The sequence below is a fragment of the Streptomyces sp. HNM0575 genome (assembly GCF_012726265.1).
In the GTDB taxonomy this organism is placed as follows: Bacteria; Actinomycetota; Actinomycetes; order Streptomycetales; family Streptomycetaceae; genus Streptomyces.
Genome location: NZ_JAASAG010000001.1, coordinates 192,289 through 206,693 on the forward strand (window position 1 = coordinate 192,289; position 14,405 = coordinate 206,693).

Annotated in this window: 11 protein-coding genes and 1 tRNA gene; 4 read left to right on the top strand and 8 right to left on the bottom strand. The window is 71.0% G+C overall.

Annotated features, from left to right (window positions below):
* Positions 1 to 93: 93 nt before the first annotated feature.
* The gene (locus HCC61_RS00855; protein WP_169133268.1) at positions 94 to 1,932 is read right to left on the bottom strand and encodes an FAD-dependent oxidoreductase; all 1,839 of its coding nucleotides are present in this window, start codon (positions 1,930 to 1,932) and stop codon (positions 94 to 96) included.
* 316 nt (positions 1,933 to 2,248) lie between these two features.
* Between HCC61_RS00855 and HCC61_RS00860 the strand changes: the two genes are divergently transcribed.
* On the top strand, positions 2,249 to 3,292 hold the full coding sequence (locus HCC61_RS00860) for a chitinase (RefSeq protein ID WP_169133269.1): 1,044 nt from the start codon (positions 2,249 to 2,251) through the stop codon (positions 3,290 to 3,292).
* A gap of 424 nt (positions 3,293 to 3,716) precedes the next feature.
* A complete protein-coding gene (locus HCC61_RS00865; protein ID WP_169133270.1) occupies positions 3,717 to 4,220 on the top strand; it encodes a M23 family metallopeptidase in 504 nt (167 codons plus the stop codon).
* Positions 4,221 to 4,510: 290 nt separating this feature from the next.
* Here the strand turns inward: HCC61_RS00865 and HCC61_RS00870 are convergent, their stop codons facing one another.
* From HCC61_RS00870 to HCC61_RS30390, 5 genes are all read right to left on the bottom strand, one after another.
* Positions 4,511 to 5,017 carry a DUF6069 family protein gene (locus tag HCC61_RS00870; RefSeq protein ID WP_169133271.1) on the bottom strand — a complete coding sequence of 169 codons (507 nt, stop codon included), beginning with the start codon at positions 5,015 to 5,017 and terminating at the stop codon, positions 4,511 to 4,513.
* A gap of 505 nt (positions 5,018 to 5,522) precedes the next feature.
* Positions 5,523 to 5,595, bottom strand: a tRNA-His gene (locus HCC61_RS00875).
* A gap of 137 nt (positions 5,596 to 5,732) precedes the next feature.
* On the bottom strand, positions 5,733 to 6,338 hold the full coding sequence (orn, locus tag HCC61_RS00880) for an oligoribonuclease (RefSeq protein ID WP_169133272.1): 606 nt from the start codon (positions 6,336 to 6,338) through the stop codon (positions 5,733 to 5,735).
* A gap of 24 nt (positions 6,339 to 6,362) precedes the next feature.
* A complete protein-coding gene (locus tag HCC61_RS00885) occupies positions 6,363 to 7,727 on the bottom strand; it encodes a helix-turn-helix domain-containing protein (protein WP_169133273.1) in 1,365 nt (454 codons plus the stop codon).
* Positions 7,728 to 8,142: 415 nt separating this feature from the next.
* Positions 8,143 to 8,730 (bottom strand): hypothetical protein, encoded by a 588-nt coding sequence (locus tag HCC61_RS30390; protein ID WP_240968337.1) that lies wholly within the window; start codon positions 8,728 to 8,730, stop codon positions 8,143 to 8,145.
* A 343-nt stretch (positions 8,731 to 9,073) separates the two neighbouring features.
* Here HCC61_RS30390 and HCC61_RS00895 point away from each other — a divergent pair, with 343 nt between their 5' ends.
* Positions 9,074 to 9,595 (top strand): universal stress protein, encoded by a 522-nt coding sequence (locus HCC61_RS00895; RefSeq protein WP_169133274.1) that lies wholly within the window; start codon positions 9,074 to 9,076, stop codon positions 9,593 to 9,595.
* A gap of 310 nt (positions 9,596 to 9,905) precedes the next feature.
* Here HCC61_RS00895 and glmS read toward each other — a convergent pair whose 3' ends face one another.
* Positions 9,906 to 11,732 carry a glutamine--fructose-6-phosphate transaminase (isomerizing) gene (glmS, locus tag HCC61_RS00900; RefSeq protein ID WP_169133275.1) on the bottom strand — a complete coding sequence of 609 codons (1,827 nt, stop codon included), beginning with the start codon at positions 11,730 to 11,732 and terminating at the stop codon, positions 9,906 to 9,908.
* A gap of 170 nt (positions 11,733 to 11,902) precedes the next feature.
* On the bottom strand, positions 11,903 to 12,181 hold the full coding sequence (locus HCC61_RS00905) for a hypothetical protein (RefSeq protein WP_169133276.1): 279 nt from the start codon (positions 12,179 to 12,181) through the stop codon (positions 11,903 to 11,905).
* Between the two features lie 297 nt (positions 12,182 to 12,478).
* On the opposite strand from HCC61_RS00905, the gene HCC61_RS00910 reads away from it, so the two are divergent.
* Positions 12,479 to 14,209: a beta-N-acetylhexosaminidase gene (locus HCC61_RS00910; RefSeq protein ID WP_169133277.1), complete on the top strand. Its 1,731-nt coding sequence runs from the start codon at positions 12,479 to 12,481 to the stop codon at positions 14,207 to 14,209.
* Positions 14,210 to 14,405 lie beyond the last annotated feature (196 nt).

The window sequence follows — 14,405 nt, forward strand, 5'->3', positions numbered from 1 at the left end:
CGCGGGTGACGCGCCCCGCGCCCGCGTCGCTCTCACCCCACCCCGACTCGCCCCACCCCGCCTAGCCCCGCCTCGACTTGACCCCGTCCCGCCTCACCCCACGTCGAAGGTGTTCGGCAGGCCGAGCCGGAAGCGGGTCTCGTCCACGCGCTTGAGCGGCTCCAACTCCGGGGGCTGGTACAGCAGTTGGATACGGCAGCGCTCGGCGCCCGAACCGTCCGCGTCCAGCAGCGCGTTGACCGCCCGGCGCGCCGACTCGTTGGCGCCCTCCATCGTGGCCAGGTCCACGTCCGTACGCACGTAGTCCCCCGCGAGGAAGAGGTTGGGGACGGCGGTGGCCGCCGGGGGGCGGTTGTGGAGGGTGCCCGTCGGGTGGACGAGGAGCTGCTCGCGGTTGGCCGGGTGCGGTCCGCCGATGCCGGTGACCGCCGGGTCCATGAACCAGGTGTGCACGTTGGCGTCGTCGAGCACCTTCTTGCCGTCGTCGTTGAGCGCGGCCTTGAGCTGCGCCCACGTCTCCGCGCGCACTTCCTCGCGGGTGCATTCCTTGGCCGTCTTGCCGTACAGGATCCCGGGCTCGTCCCACTCGGAGACGCACACCGACAGGCAGTCAGCGGCCCGGCCGTCGCCGTAGTCCGCGCGGAAGTCGCGGCCGTCCCAGAACTGCGCCTGGTGGATGGACGTCAGCGACCAGGGGGAGTCGATGTAGTCTGCGTGACCGTGGACGACGGACACCGGCTCGCGCAGGTAGAACTGGACGCCCACCATCCAGTCGACCTTCAGCTCGTCGCAGCGCGCCAGCCGCGGATCCGCCGCACGCAGCGCGGGGCCCCAGGTCTTGCGGGCGTGCTCGACCGGCAGCGCCGAGACGTAGTGGCCGGCGGTCACCGTGCGGGCGTCCCCGCCGTCCCGCGCGGCGACCCGCACCCCCGTGACACGGCCGTCGCCGTAGACCAACTCCCGTACCTCGGTGCCGAGTTCGAAGGTGACGCCCAGGGAGCGCAGATGCCGGACCCACGGGTCGATCCAGGCCTCGCTGGTCGGGGCGTTGAGCACCCGGTCCGGCTCGCCGTCCTGGCCGAGGCCGAGAATGCCGTAGAGGATGAACGCCTCGATGACGGTACGGGCGACCGTACGGGTGCTGGCCTCCTCGGCCTTCGTCGCCACCAGGTTGCGGGTCATGCCCACCCCGAGCAGCCGCTGGTAGTCGTGGCTCATCTCCCCGGCCCTGATGAAGTCCCACCACGGGACCTTCTCCCACTGCTGCTCGCGCCGCCGGTCGCAGCTGGTGAGGTGGACGAGCAACCGGTCGGCGAAGTAGGCGAGTTCGTGCGCCGGGAGGTGGAGGGCGGTGTCCAGCGCGGAGGTTACGGTCTCCCGCAGGAACCGTGCCGTGAGGTCGCCGGGCGCGGGCGGGGTGGTCGCTCCGCGCAGCGGGATGTGGAGATCGGGCCGCCCGCCGCTGCGAGACATCAGCGAGTCGGTGCCGTTGCGCAGATTGCCGTGGACTCCGTCCGGGTTTCCCGGGAACGGGATGCGCCGCAGCGTGTCCGGCAGGTTCCGGTAGAAGCCGGGGAAGAAGCGGAAGCCGTGCTCGCCGGGTAACGGCCTGCGCCCGGCACCGCCGCCCGTGCCGGGTACGTCCATGCTGCGGGCCTTGCCGCCGAGCGCGTCGTAGAACTCGTAGACGGTCACTTCGTAGCCGCGCTCGGCGAGTTCCTGTGCGGCCGTCAGCCCGGAGACGCCGCCGCCGAGCACGGCGACCGTGCGGCGCGCGGACGCGGAGGACGGCGCGGCGGCGAGGGGGTTCAGGCCGAGGGCGAGACCGCCGCCGGCGGCGCCCGCGGCGGTGAGGAAGGTGCGCCGGGCCGGTGCATGCGTGTGCGCGTGCGTGTGCGCCTTCCCGATACCGCTCGCGTTTCCGTTTCCCATGAACGATCGCCTCCTGACGGGCCGTCATCGTGCGCACACGCTACGCATCCGGCGCTCTTCCCGCGGGGCTCTTCCGCCGGTACGCACAGCACCTCCACAGCTGCCGCCCCTACGTGCCCCGACGACCCGTCCGGCAACGGCCGTCGGGCCCATGGTGAGGCCTTGAGAGCGTTTCCATAACCGGACCATTGCGCTCCCTTAAGTGCGCCCTAAGTATTCCGAGTCCCGCCCGCAACAAGGCAATTGTCCGAGTCGGCCTCGCTAGTTTCTGCTTGTCCGCACGAACCACCCCCCACCCCGATGAGGCATCGAGACGATGACGAACACACCTGAAGCGCAGCCCTCTCGGACCAGCCGCCGAGTGAAGCTCGCCGCGGCAGCCGCCGCGGCGGTGACGGTGGCCGGCGCCGCCTTCGCATTCGCCGGGAACGCGAGCGCCGGCGAGGAGCACCACGGCAGCACGGCGAAGGCCGGGGGCGGCTTCGCGCCGTACGTCGACACCTCGCTGGAGCCCTCCTTCGACCTGCTGAAGAGCTCCGAGAAGACCGGCGTGAAGGAGTTCAACCTCGCCTTCATCAACTCCGCCGGCGAGTGCACCCCGAAGTGGGGCAGCGGCCAGGACCTCGGTGAGAACGCCGTCGCCAAGCAGATCGAGGACTTCCGCGCCAAGGGCGGAGACGTGCGGGTCTCCTTCGGCGGTGCGAACGGCCAGGAGCTCGCCCTCGCCTGCACCTCCGCCGACCAGCTCGCCGAGGCGTACGGAAAGGTCGTCGAGGCGTTCGCCCTCAAGAAGGTCGACTTCGACATCGAGGGTGCGACCCTGCCCAACACGGAGGCCAACACCCGCCGTGCGCAGGCCATCGCCAAGCTCCAGCAGAAGCACAAGGACCTGGACGTCTCCTTCACCCTGCCCGTGCTCCCCGAGGGCCTGACGCAGGACGGCACCAACCTGCTGGAGAACGCCAAGAAGAACAACGTGAAGGTCTCGGCCGTCAACATCATGGCGATGGACTACGGCCCCAAGTACGACGGCGACATGGGCAAGTACGCCATCGACGCCGCGACCGCCACGCAGAAGCAGGTCAAGTCCTCCCTCGGTATCGACGACGACGCCAAGGCGTGGAGCACCGTCGCCGTGACGCCGATGATCGGCGTCAACGATGTCAACGTCGAGATCTTCAAGCCGGACGACGCCGCCGAGGTGAAGAAGTTCGCCGACGAGAAGAAGCTCTCCTGGCTGTCCATGTGGTCCGCCACCCGGGACAAGGCCTGCCCCGGCGGCACCAAGGACCAGGCGGACCCGACCTGTTCGAGCATCGAGCAGGGCGCCGACGCCTTCACCAAGGGCTTCACGGGCTGACCGCCCAGGACCCTGCGGAGCACGGAGACTCGGGTTCTGCCCGGATCTCCGGCTCCGGCCCCCTCGGACATCACGGACCAGGGTGGGGCGCAGCACCTTCCCCCCACACCCCGCTGCGCCCCACTCTTCTTCCCCCCACCCGGGGCCTGCGTTCCGGCCCCGTTCCCTGGTCCCGTCCGAAGCGTGCGGGGCACCGTCCCGACCAGACGGTGCCCCGCACGCATGCCTGCCTCCCCCCTGAGGGTGACCGGGAGCCACGTCCTTCACCCCACCGGACAACTCCCGCGTGCGGGCCACCGGCCGGTGGCCTTTGCTGCGAGGTATGACATCTCAGACGCGACGTGAATCAGGCATCGTCCGGAGGATATTGACCGGCGGGCTCGCAGCGGCCGTCTCCATATGCGGCTTCGCCGGTTCGGCGTCGATGAACAGCAGGCCCCACAATCTGGCACCGGCGTCCGACGACGTCGGCCACCAGGCCAAGAGCCACGAACGCCGCACGCTCAGCAGACCCGCCCCCTCCTACGCCCGCCCCATAACCAGATCGGCCCGCATCTCCGAACGGTGGGGAGTGCCCGGCGACTGGGCGGCAGGGCATCACACGGGCGTCGACTTCGCAGCCCCTCCAGGCACCACCGTCCGCTCGGTCGGCACCGGCAGAGTGGAACTCGCCGGAGACGCAGGCGCATACGGCAACGCCGTGATCGTTCACATGAAGGACGGCAAGCACGTCCTCTTCGCACACCTGTCGAAGATCTCCGTACGGCTGGGCCGCGCCGTGCGCGCGAACACCGTGATCGGCGAATCCGGCAACACCGGCCGCACGACCGGCCCGCATCTGCACTTCGAAGTACGCAAGGAGCGGGGTTACGGCACCGAGGTCGACCCCCTCACCTACCTGGCCCGTCACGGTGTCCGCATCGCGTAGCAGAACCCGCGGAGCATGACGACGCAGGACGACGGCTGCGCGCGAGGACTGCGCGGAGACCCCCGGGCCAGCATGAGGCCCTCACCGGAGAGGCGTCCCGGTGGGGGCCTTGCCATGTTCCGGGCCATGCTCCGGTACATGCGACGGGGACGGGCGGGGCCCCACCCGGTACGGGGCGAGGCCCCACCCGGTACGTACGGGCGGGCCGCCAGCCGCACGGACAGTGGGCACGAAGCACGGACGCGGGCGCGGGCGCGGGCGCGAAGCACGGAAGCGGGCACGAACCCCGGTCAGCGGCCTTCCCCGCCGGCACCGCCGCGCCCCTCCGCACCGTCGCCCCGCGCGGTCCGTGCGACCGTCGCCAGCAGGGTGCCGATGACGACGCCGACGACCAGGCAGACGCCCGCGGTGCCCGCCTTCGTCTCCCAGCTCGCCTCCGACGTGAACGGCAGCAGCATCACGGCGGCCGTGCCCAGCGCGACGATCCACCCGAGGAACCGCCCCGGCTGCGGTGTCGCCAGCATCAGCAGGTGCAGCACGGCGGTGGCCGCCAGCGCGGCGAGCGCCGCACCCAGCGCGAATCGTCCCGTGGAGCCCGGCTCCATCGTGCCCTCCTGCGCCGGGGCGAAGACGGGGATGTCCAGCACACCGCGTACGAGCAGCAGCGCGACCGCAGCGGCGAGCGCCGCGACCAGTGCCACGACGACGCCGCCCGCCCACAGCCGCACGAAGCGGACGGGGCCGGGACGGCCGGGCGGCCGGTCGTGGTTGTAGCCGTTGGTCCGCTTCTCCCGCACATACGGTCCGGGCCGGTCGTACGGATCCGGAGAGCCGGCCGCCCGCCCGTAACCGGGAGGCTCCGGCTCGAAGCGCCTGAAGGGGCCCGAGTCCCCGCCCGGCCCGGTGGGCCCCGCCGTGCCGCCGCCCTCGTGGGCCCCGTGCCGCCTTCCGCGACCGGGCTCTCCGTGGGGCTCCCGTCCGCCGGACCGCCCGTGCGGACTGCGAGGGTCCTGAGGGCCGTCAGGGTCGTGTGGACCTGCCATGGGTATCGAGTCCTTCCCTGGGCTCTCCCCGGACCGCCGTCCGCTCCCACCAGGCTCGTCCCGGCCCGCGGCCCCCGCATCCCCAGCACGGCGCCGCTCACCCGCGCGGCCGTAGACGACCCGCCCCACGGCCCCGGCCCGCCTGCCGAACCCCCGCACGGCACACGCCCGTTGAGGCCGGGTCCGGGCCCGCGCAGGTCCCCGGAGCACGAAAAAGACCCCCGCCCGGTCTTCCCGGGTGAGGGCCTTGATCGCTGAGGGTGAATGACGGGACTTGAACCCGCGACATCCTGGACCACAACCAGGTGCTCTACCAGCTGAGCTACATCCACCACGGCCGACTCGCTCTTCCGTGCGGCCGGATAAGAGTGTACAGGGTGGGCGAGGGTGCTCGCGCCGGGGTTCAGGCGGGGTTCCGGCGGGCCGGGGCCCGCCCGGTGCGGCACCTCGGAGGGCGCCGCGAGCGGCCTCACGAGGCGGGCGGCACCACGTGCTTCGCCGCGATCTTCTTCGCGGTGTCCGAGTCCGGACCCGGAGCGGGGACGAACACCGCCTCACGGTAGTAGCGCAGCTCCGCGATCGACTCGCGGATGTCCGCGAGGGCACGGTGATTGCCGTTCTTCGGCGGGCTGTTGAAGTACGCGCGCTGATACCAGCGTCGGGCCAGCTCCTTTATCGAGGAGACGTCCACGATCCGGTAGTGCAGGTGTGCCTCCAGGTCCGGCATGTCGCGGGAGAGGAAGCCGCGGTCGGTCGCGACCGAGTTGCCGCAGAGCGGGGCCCTTCCCGCCTCCGGCGCGTACTTCCGTACGTACGCCAGGACCTGCTCCTCCGCGTCGGCGAGCGTCGTGCCGTCGTCGAGCTCGTCCAGCAGCCCCGACGAGGTGTGCATCTCACGGACGACGTCCGGCATGGAGGCCAGCGCACGTGCCGGCGGGCGGATCACGACGTCGACGCCCTCCCCGAGTACGTTCAGCTCGGAGTCGGTGACCAGAGCGGCCACCTCGACGAGCGCGTCGTCGGTCAGCGAGAGGCCCGTCATCTCGCAGTCGATCCACACCATGCGGTCATTCATGCGCTTCACCCTACGTCCACAACGTCAGCCGCGGCCCCGCTGGCCGGGGACTCTCGGGCCCCACGCGTCCGATTCGGGCTTCCCGGGCTCCATGCCGTCGTGGCGGGAGTCGCGGTGGGCCCGTGCGGCGTCCCGCAGATCGCGCGGCGCGTAGGGGCCCGCCGAGTGCAGCACGCCGTGGTCGCCGCCGGTGCCGTCGGGGTGGCCGCCGCCCGTGCCCGCCGGGGCACCGCCGTGCACCCCCGGGTCGCCGTGGCCGCCGCCGTGCGCGCCCGTACGGGCGCCGGGCTCCGTGCCGCCGGGCCCGATGCCGCCGGGGCCCGCCTCGTCGTCGGCGTTACCGTCCGGCCGCCGCACCCGGTACGCCGCCCGGTACGCCGCGGGCGACGAGCCCAGCTGCCGCCGGAAGTGGCCGCGCAGCGCGACGGGGGAGCGGAAGCCGCAGCGGCCGGCGACCTCGTCGACCGAGTAGTCGGACGTCTCCAGCAGCCGCTGCGCCTGGAGCACCCGCTGCGTGATCAGCCACTGCAACGGTGCGCTGCCCGTCAGCGAGCGGAAGCGCCGGTCGAAGGTCCTGCGGGACATGTACGCGCGCGCGGCCAGCGTCTCCACGTCGAACTGCTCGTGCAGATGCTCCAGCGCCCACGCGACGACCTCGGCGAGCGGGTCCGCGCCCATCTCCTCTGGTAAAGAGCGGTCCAGATGACGGGGGTGGCCTCCGGTCTCCGCCCCGCTGCCCCTGCGGGGCGGCACCACGAGGCGGCGGGCGAGGGCGCCTGCGGCTTCGGTGCCGTGGTCGTTGCGTACGACGTGCAGGCACAGGTCGATGCCCGCGGCCGTGCCCGCCGAGGTGAGGATGTCGCCGTCGTCCACGAAGAGTTCGCGGGGATCGACGTGGACGGAGGGGTAGCGCTTGGCGAGCGTCGGCGCGTACATCCAGTGGGTCGTCGCCGGCCGTCCGTCGAGCAGCCCGGCGGCGGCGAGGACGAAAGCCCCCGTGCACAGCCCCACCAGCCGCGCCCCTTCTTCATGTGCCCTGCGCAGCGCGTCGAGTGCCGCCGCCGGCGGCGGCTGGGTGATCGACCTCCATGCCGGGACGACGACCGTGCCCGCCCGGGCGAGGGCGTCGAGTCCGTAGGGAGCGCTCAGTTGGAGCCCGCCGGTCGTACGCAGCGGCCCGTCCTCTCCCGCACACACCAGAAGCCGATAGCGGGGGACCCCGGCGTCCTGGCGGTCGATGCCGAAGACGGAGAGCGGTATGGAGCTCTCGAAGATGGGTCCGCCGCTGAAGAGCAGCACCGCCACGATCTCGCGGCGCCGCCGTGCGGCCAGCTTGCGGGTCGTCGCCGGGCCGTTCGTCGAGTCCTGATGGCTCTTTGGAACGCTCACCGGAAGTCAGCCCCCCTCAATCGTCGCGTCCTCTCGGTCCTGCACGTCTCCCCCGCGGCGAAAGCCAAGATCGAATCTACTGTGTCGGACGATGCCGGCGGGACAAGTTCGACACTCGACGCTATGTCGACAAGGCAACTTGGCGTGAAGCATTCGATCACGAAGCGTTCCATTCGGTGACGCCACTGGGAAGTGCGCATGCCGTCCCTGCCCCGCCGCCGTAGGAGCCACACGTGCCCGTCGGTCCTTTCCTCGCAGGTGGCGAGGGGTGGCGAAGTTGCCGTCTCAACTGCCTTGACCTGTAACGAATTTGGCCGAAAAAGAAGGGGGCCGCGCGTGTAATTCGGACACCCGGGTCGTGCACGCCTTCGCAAACCGGCGTACGCCGGTGTGAATTCGGCCGCTGCCGTGACCCCTACAGTTGTCCCGGCCCACTCCAGTAACGCCCGCCCCTGTGAAGTCCCGTTCCGGTACGGCCGTGACGGCCCCGATGCGGACCCGGTCTGAGGACGGTGAGACTCTCGGGCCCCTGCTGCCTCAAGTACCCGTATTCGGAACGGCGCAGGAGCACCGCGCACACCGCGGCGACCGCGGTGAGACCCACGGCCGACCCGAGCGCGGTGCCGACCGGAACGCCGCACACCAGCAGCGTCAGCGGTACGAGTGCGCAGCTCACGGCGGCCCATCGCAGCAGGCCGGCCGCAGCGGCGGCGGCGCGCGCCGCGCTCTCCGCGTCGGGATCCGGACAGGCCGCGACGTGCCACGGATCGGTGAGCGGATCGCGGCGCCGGTCGCCCCTCACGCCGTCGTACGGGTCGCTCCAACTCCCGCCCCGTGCCTCGCCTCGTACGTCCTCGCACCCGGTGGGGCGCACGGCGGGGCGCACAGTGGCGTGGGCCTCGCGCACATCGCGCACGAGACCGCGTACGTCGAAGGGGAAAGCGGAGCGCGACGGCGGAAGACGGCGACGGCCGCCGCCGGAGAGACGGTTCTCGTTCGGCACGCACTGATAACGCGGAGACGAGCAGAGAGTAACCGTCTGTGCTCGCACGGTAGTTGCCGGTAAGGGGCATGACGGGTCGTTGCGTCATGCCGCTCCCTCAGGCATGCTCCAGGGTCAGCCTGTCGCGGCTGACGCCCTCCCAGCGCCCTGGGCAAGGGGGGAGTCTGGTCGTACCCTTACGGGTAAGAGGCCTGAGAGGGCCCCCTGGTGGGATCTTTGGCCGGATCCTTCCGGGTGCTCGACGCCCCTCAGCTATCGACAGCGATCCCTGCTCTCCCGTACAGGAAGCACACAGTCAACCGCCGCTCCCTCCGCACAGAGGACTCCCTTCGCCGAGACACTGATGGCCGGACACGAGATCCCCGAACCAGCGGACCGCAAGCAGGTCGCAGATCCGAACGCGACCGATGAAGCGGTGGAAGAGGCACGTCACAGCTGCGATCCGGCCTTCCAGCACGGTGTCGTCGTGGGTTTCGACGGATCGATGTCGAGCGAGCGCGCCCTCGCCTATGCGATCGGCATGGCCTACAGGTCCGGTTCGGGCCTGATCATCGTCCACGTGGCCAACAGGCTGCCGACGACGGTGTGGGCGGGCTGCGAGCCCCCCGTCTTCGTGGACGTCCCCGACCACCGCACCGAGGTGCTGGGGCTCGAACTCGCCTGTGCCGAGCACCTTTCCGAGGTTCCGTGGATCCTCGTGGAGCGCGGTGGCGACATCTGCCACGAACTCGAAGAGGTGGGGCACGAGTACGAGGCCGACGCCATCGTCGTCGGGTCCACGCACGGGCTCGCGGGGCGCATCTTCGGCTCGGTGGCGGGACGGCTGGCGCGGCGCGCGGAGCGCCCGGTTGTGGTGATCCCGTAACGGCCCCTCGGCCTCACGCTTCTCAACAGCCCCGTGTGCGGGGGGAGTTCGTGTTTTCGTCCAACGCTGAATCTCCTCAACCCGGCATGTGGATTGTGCGCTTGTGAGGGGCATATAGGGGGCACGGGACAACCGTGAATATGAAAAGCGCGCTGTCGCACGGGAGGTGACGGTCCCGTGGGACGGCAACCTGCCGGCGTTATGGGCGACGCCGGCAAGGGGAGGCGGAATCCCGCGTGGTTGGTGGCCCGCGCGGGATTCCGCCCGCCCCCTCGGTCGCCGGTCGTCGGCGCCTGCCGGCCCGCCGCCGCTACTCGACCGTGACGGACTTCGCCAGGTTCCGCGGCTTGTCGATGTCACGGCCCAGCGCCAACGCCGTGTGATAGGCGAGCAGTTGCAGCGGAATGCCCATCAGAACCGGGTCCAGCTCGACCTCGTTGCGCGGCACGAGGATCGTGTGGTCCGCCTTCTCCTGCTCCTGGTGCGCAACGGCGAGGATCCTGCCGCTGCGGGCCTTGATCTCCTCCAGCGTCGCCCTGTTCTTGTCCAGCAGTTCGTCGTCCGGGAGGATCGCGACGGTCGGCACGGCGGGCTCGATCAGCGCGAGCGGACCGTGCTTCAACTCCGAGGCGGGGTAGGCCTCGGCGTGGATGTACGAGACCTCCTTGAGCTTCAACGACGCCTCGCGCGCCACCGGATAGCCCCGTACGCGTCCGACGAACATCATGCTCTTCGCCCGCGCGTAGTCCTCCGCGAGCTTCTTGATGTCGTCCTCCGCGCGCATGATCTCGTCGATCTGCTCCGGCAGACGCTTCAGGCCCTCGATGATCCGCTTGCCGTCGGCCACCGACAGGTCGCGGATGCGGCCGAGGTGCAGCGCCAACAGGGCGAAGGCGACAGCGGTGTTGGTGAAGCACTTGGTCGAGACGACACAGACCTCCGGCCCGGCGTGCACGTACACACCGCCGTCCGTCTCGCGCGCGATCGCCGAACCGACGACGTTCACCACGCCCAGCACGCGTGCGCCCTTGCGCTTGAGCTCCTGCACGGCGGCGAGGGTGTCGTAGGTCTCCCCGGACTGGCTGACCGCGACGTAGAGGGTGTCCGGGTCGACGACCGCGTTGCGGTAGCGGAACTCGCTGGCGGGCTCCGCGTCCGCGGGCACGCGCGCCAGCTCCTCGATCATCTGCGCGCCGATCATGCCCGCGTGATAGGCCGAGCCGCAGCCGAGGATCTTCACGCGGCGCATGCTGCGCGCTTCGCGTGCGTCGAGGTTGAGACCGCCGAGGTGGACGGTCGCGAAGCGCTCGTCGATGCGGCCGCGCAGCACCCGGTCGACGGCGTCGGCCTGCTCGGCGATCTCCTTGTGCATGTACGTGTCGTGGCCGCCCATGTCGTAGGACTCGGCGGCCCATTCGACGGTCTCGGGCGAGGTCGAGGTGCGCGAGCCCTCGGTGGTGTACGTGCGGTAGTCGTCGGCCTTGATGGTGGCCATCTCGCCGTCGTCGAGGGTGACGATCTGCCGCGTGTGGGAGACGAGCGCGGCGACGTCGGAGGCGACGAACATCTCGTGCTCGCCGATGCCCAGCACCACCGGCGAGCCGTTGCGCGCCACGACGATGCGGTCGGGGAAGTCGGCGTGCAGCACCGCGATCCCGTACGTGCCCTCGACCATCCGCAGCGCCTCCTGGACCTTCGCCTCCAGGCGCTCGGCCTGCGCGCGGGCGATGAGGTGGGAGAGGACCTCGGTGTCGGTGTCGGACACGAACGTGACGCCGTCGGCGGTGAGTTTGGCACGCAGCTCGGAGGCGTTGTCGATGATGCCGTTGTGTACGACGGCGACCTTCGCGCCGGGGTCCAGATGCGGGTGGGCGTTGACGTCGTTGGGGGCGCCGTGGGTGGCCCAGCGGGTGTGGGCGATGCCGGTGGTGCCCGCGAAGCGTGCCGGGATGCGCTCCTCCAGGTCGCGGACGCGCCCCTTGGTCTTGGCCGTCTTCAGACCCGCGCTCTTGCCCGTGCCGCTGCTGTGGATGGCGATGCCGGCGGAGTCGTATCCCCGGTACTCCAGCCGCTGAAGACCCTCCAGCAGGAGCGGGGCGACCTCGCGCCGGCCGATGTATCCCACGATTCCGCACATACTGGCTGTTGCCTCTCCTCGTCGGTTCCCACGTGGTGGTGGGCTGGTCGTCCGTCGTTGCTGTTGTGAGTGCCGGGATGGCCGGCGGGGTTCCGGGGCGCCGTGGGTGCCGGGGCCTCCGGGACCGCTGGGGTCGTACGGGCCGGGTCAGCCGGCCGGGCCGCCGGGTCTCATCCGTAGACGATGCGGCGGAGCTGCCGCAGGGAGAGCTCGGGGGGCGCCACCGCGCGGTGCGGCAGCTCGGACAAGATGCGCTCGAAGATCTGCGGGTTGTTGTTCCCCCTGGACTGAAGCTCGCGGTGACGGCGGCGTACGAACTCCTCGGTCGTCTCGTCGAAGTACGCCAGGACGTCCAGGACGATCCGGGCCGCCTCCCCGCGCTGGAGCGGAGTCGTGCGGACCAGATGGTCGATGAGGTCGTCGTGGACCGGCGTACGCACTTCGAGCACACCTTGATATTGAGGGCTGGGGACCGGGAACGCAAGAAACCTGCCCGATATCGGGCACGTGTCGAGAATACGACTCCGTGTGATGGGAAGGTCACGGATCGCATTCCGCGGGGTGGGCGAGCGGGGCGAGGTGCGGCAGGGGCGGGAGTGGGCGGCGCGGTGGGGGTCGGGGAGGTCCGTGCGTGGCGCCGCGGTCCCGCGCGAGGAGTGGTCTACACCTTGACCCGGCGTGAACTGCGCGATACACGTGTCCAGTTCGTCTGTTCCATGCACATGCCCGTGCCCGGCTCCATGTCCATGTCCCATGCACGACGCCCACCGAAGGGACCGCTCGTGAGACGAATCCGGCCGCTGCTGCTGTGCGCCGCCCTCCTCGCCACCGTTCCGCCCGGCGCCCTCACGACCGAGGCGGCGGCCGCGACCGCGCCCGCCCCCGGCGGCGGTGGGGCCGGAGCGGAGAGGCCCACGCCGCTGGACCAGGTGATCCCCGCGCCCGAGTCCGTACGCAAGGGCGGCGGACCCTTCACCCTCACCGAGCGGACCGTGATCCGCGTGAGCGGCTCCGGCGGCGAGGCGCCGGGCGACGTCACCGGTGACGGCACGGCTGCCTCGCCGAACCGCGCGTCCGGCGAGGCACGCCGCGTGGGGGACAAGCTGGCCGCGCTGCTGCGCCCGTCCACCGGGTTCCCGCTGCCCGTCACCACCCGGCCGGGCTCCGACGGCATCCAACTGCGGCTCGACGGCGGCCCGTTCGGCAAGTCCGGGCCGGGCGCCGAGGGTTACCGGCTGAAGGTCTCCTCGCGGGCGGCCGTGATCAGCGCATCCACCGGCGCGGGCCTCTTCCACGGAGTGCAGACGCTCCGCCAACTCCTGCCTCCGGCGGTCGAGTCGGATACGGAACAGCCCGGGCCGTGGCAGGTGTCCGGCGGCACGATCACCGACCGTCCGCGCTACGCGTACCGAAGCGCGATGCTCGACGTCTCGCGGCACTTCTTCAGCGTCGACGAGGTCAAGCGCTACATCGACCAGCTCGCCATGTACAAGATCAACAAGCTGCATCTGCATCTCTCCGACGACCAGGGCTGGCGGATCGCCATCGACTCCTGGCCGCGGCTGGCGGCGTACGGCGGCGGAACCGAGGTCGGCGGCGGCCCCGGCGGCCACTACACCAAGGCCGACTACCGGGAGATCCTGCGCTACGCCGGCGAGCACGAGCTGACCGTCGTACCGGAGATCGACATGCCGGGGCACACCAACGCCGCGCTCGCCTCGTACGCGAAGCTCAACTGCGACGGCGTCGCCCCGCCCCGCTACACCGGTACCGAGGTCGGCTTCAGCTCGCTGTGCGTGCCGCTCGACGTGACGTACGACTTCATCGACGACGTCGTGCGGGAACTGGCCGCCATGACGCCCGGCCGCTATCTGCACATCGGCGGCGACGAGGCGCACTCCACCAGCCATGAGGACTATGTCGCCTTCATGGAGCGCGCGCAGAAGACCGTCGCGAAGTACGGGAAGACGGTGATCGGCTGGCATCAGCTCACCGGAGCGAATCCCGCCGAGGGCGCGGTGGCGCAGTACTGGGGCACCAGCGGCGCCGAGGACGAGCCCGAGGTCGTCGACGCGGCGAAGAAGGGCACGCGGCTGATCCTCTCGCCGGCCAACCGCTCCTACCTCGACATGCAGTACGACGAGGACACCCCGCTGGGGCTGCACTGGGCCGGATATGTGGAGGCGAAGCAGTCCTACGACTGGGAGCCCGGCTCGTATATCAAGGGCGCGCCGAAGGACGCCGTGCTGGGGGTGGAGGCGCCGCTGTGGTCGGAGACGCTGGAGAAGAGCGAGCACATCGAGTTCATGGCGTTTCCGCGGCTGCCGGGGATCGCGGAGCTCGGCTGGTCGCCCGCGTCGAAGCTGGGCTGGGACGGATACCGGGAGCGGCTGGCCCGACAGGGGCCGCGCTGGGACCAGTTGGGCATGTCGTACTGGCGGTCGCCACAGGTCCCGTGGCCGGACGCCGCCCGCTGAACGGGACCCGCTGACCCGCTGACCCGAGCGGGCGTCGGCTCGCACGAGCTGACGAGGCGTGGCCGCCGCCCCCCGAGGCCGGCGGCCCGCGCCCGCTCCCGCGCCGTGGGGTTGGGGTTACCGTCCGCTGGTCCCGAGAGCGTCTCGTCGTGGGGAGTCGCTGCCGGGACCGTGGGTCCGGGGCGCGTCAGAAGCC

Excerpts from the sequence above, each read along its gene's own strand:
- glmS (WP_169133275.1), bottom strand. The coding sequence starts at position 11,732 with ATGTGCGGAATCGTGGGATACATCGGCCGGCGCGAGGTCGCCCCGCTC.
- HCC61_RS00895 (WP_169133274.1), top strand. The coding sequence starts at position 9,074 with ATGGCCGGACACGAGATCCCCGAACCAGCGGACCGCAAGCAGGTCGCA.
- orn (WP_169133272.1), bottom strand. The coding sequence starts at position 6,338 with ATGAATGACCGCATGGTGTGGATCGACTGCGAGATGACGGGCCTCTCG.
- HCC61_RS00865 (WP_169133270.1), top strand. The coding sequence starts at position 3,717 with ATGAACAGCAGGCCCCACAATCTGGCACCGGCGTCCGACGACGTCGGC.
- HCC61_RS00910 (WP_169133277.1), top strand. The coding sequence starts at position 12,479 with ATGTCCCATGCACGACGCCCACCGAAGGGACCGCTCGTGAGACGAATC.
- HCC61_RS00860 (WP_169133269.1), top strand. The coding sequence starts at position 2,249 with ATGACGAACACACCTGAAGCGCAGCCCTCTCGGACCAGCCGCCGAGTG.
- HCC61_RS00855 (WP_169133268.1), bottom strand. The coding sequence starts at position 1,932 with ATGGGAAACGGAAACGCGAGCGGTATCGGGAAGGCGCACACGCACGCG.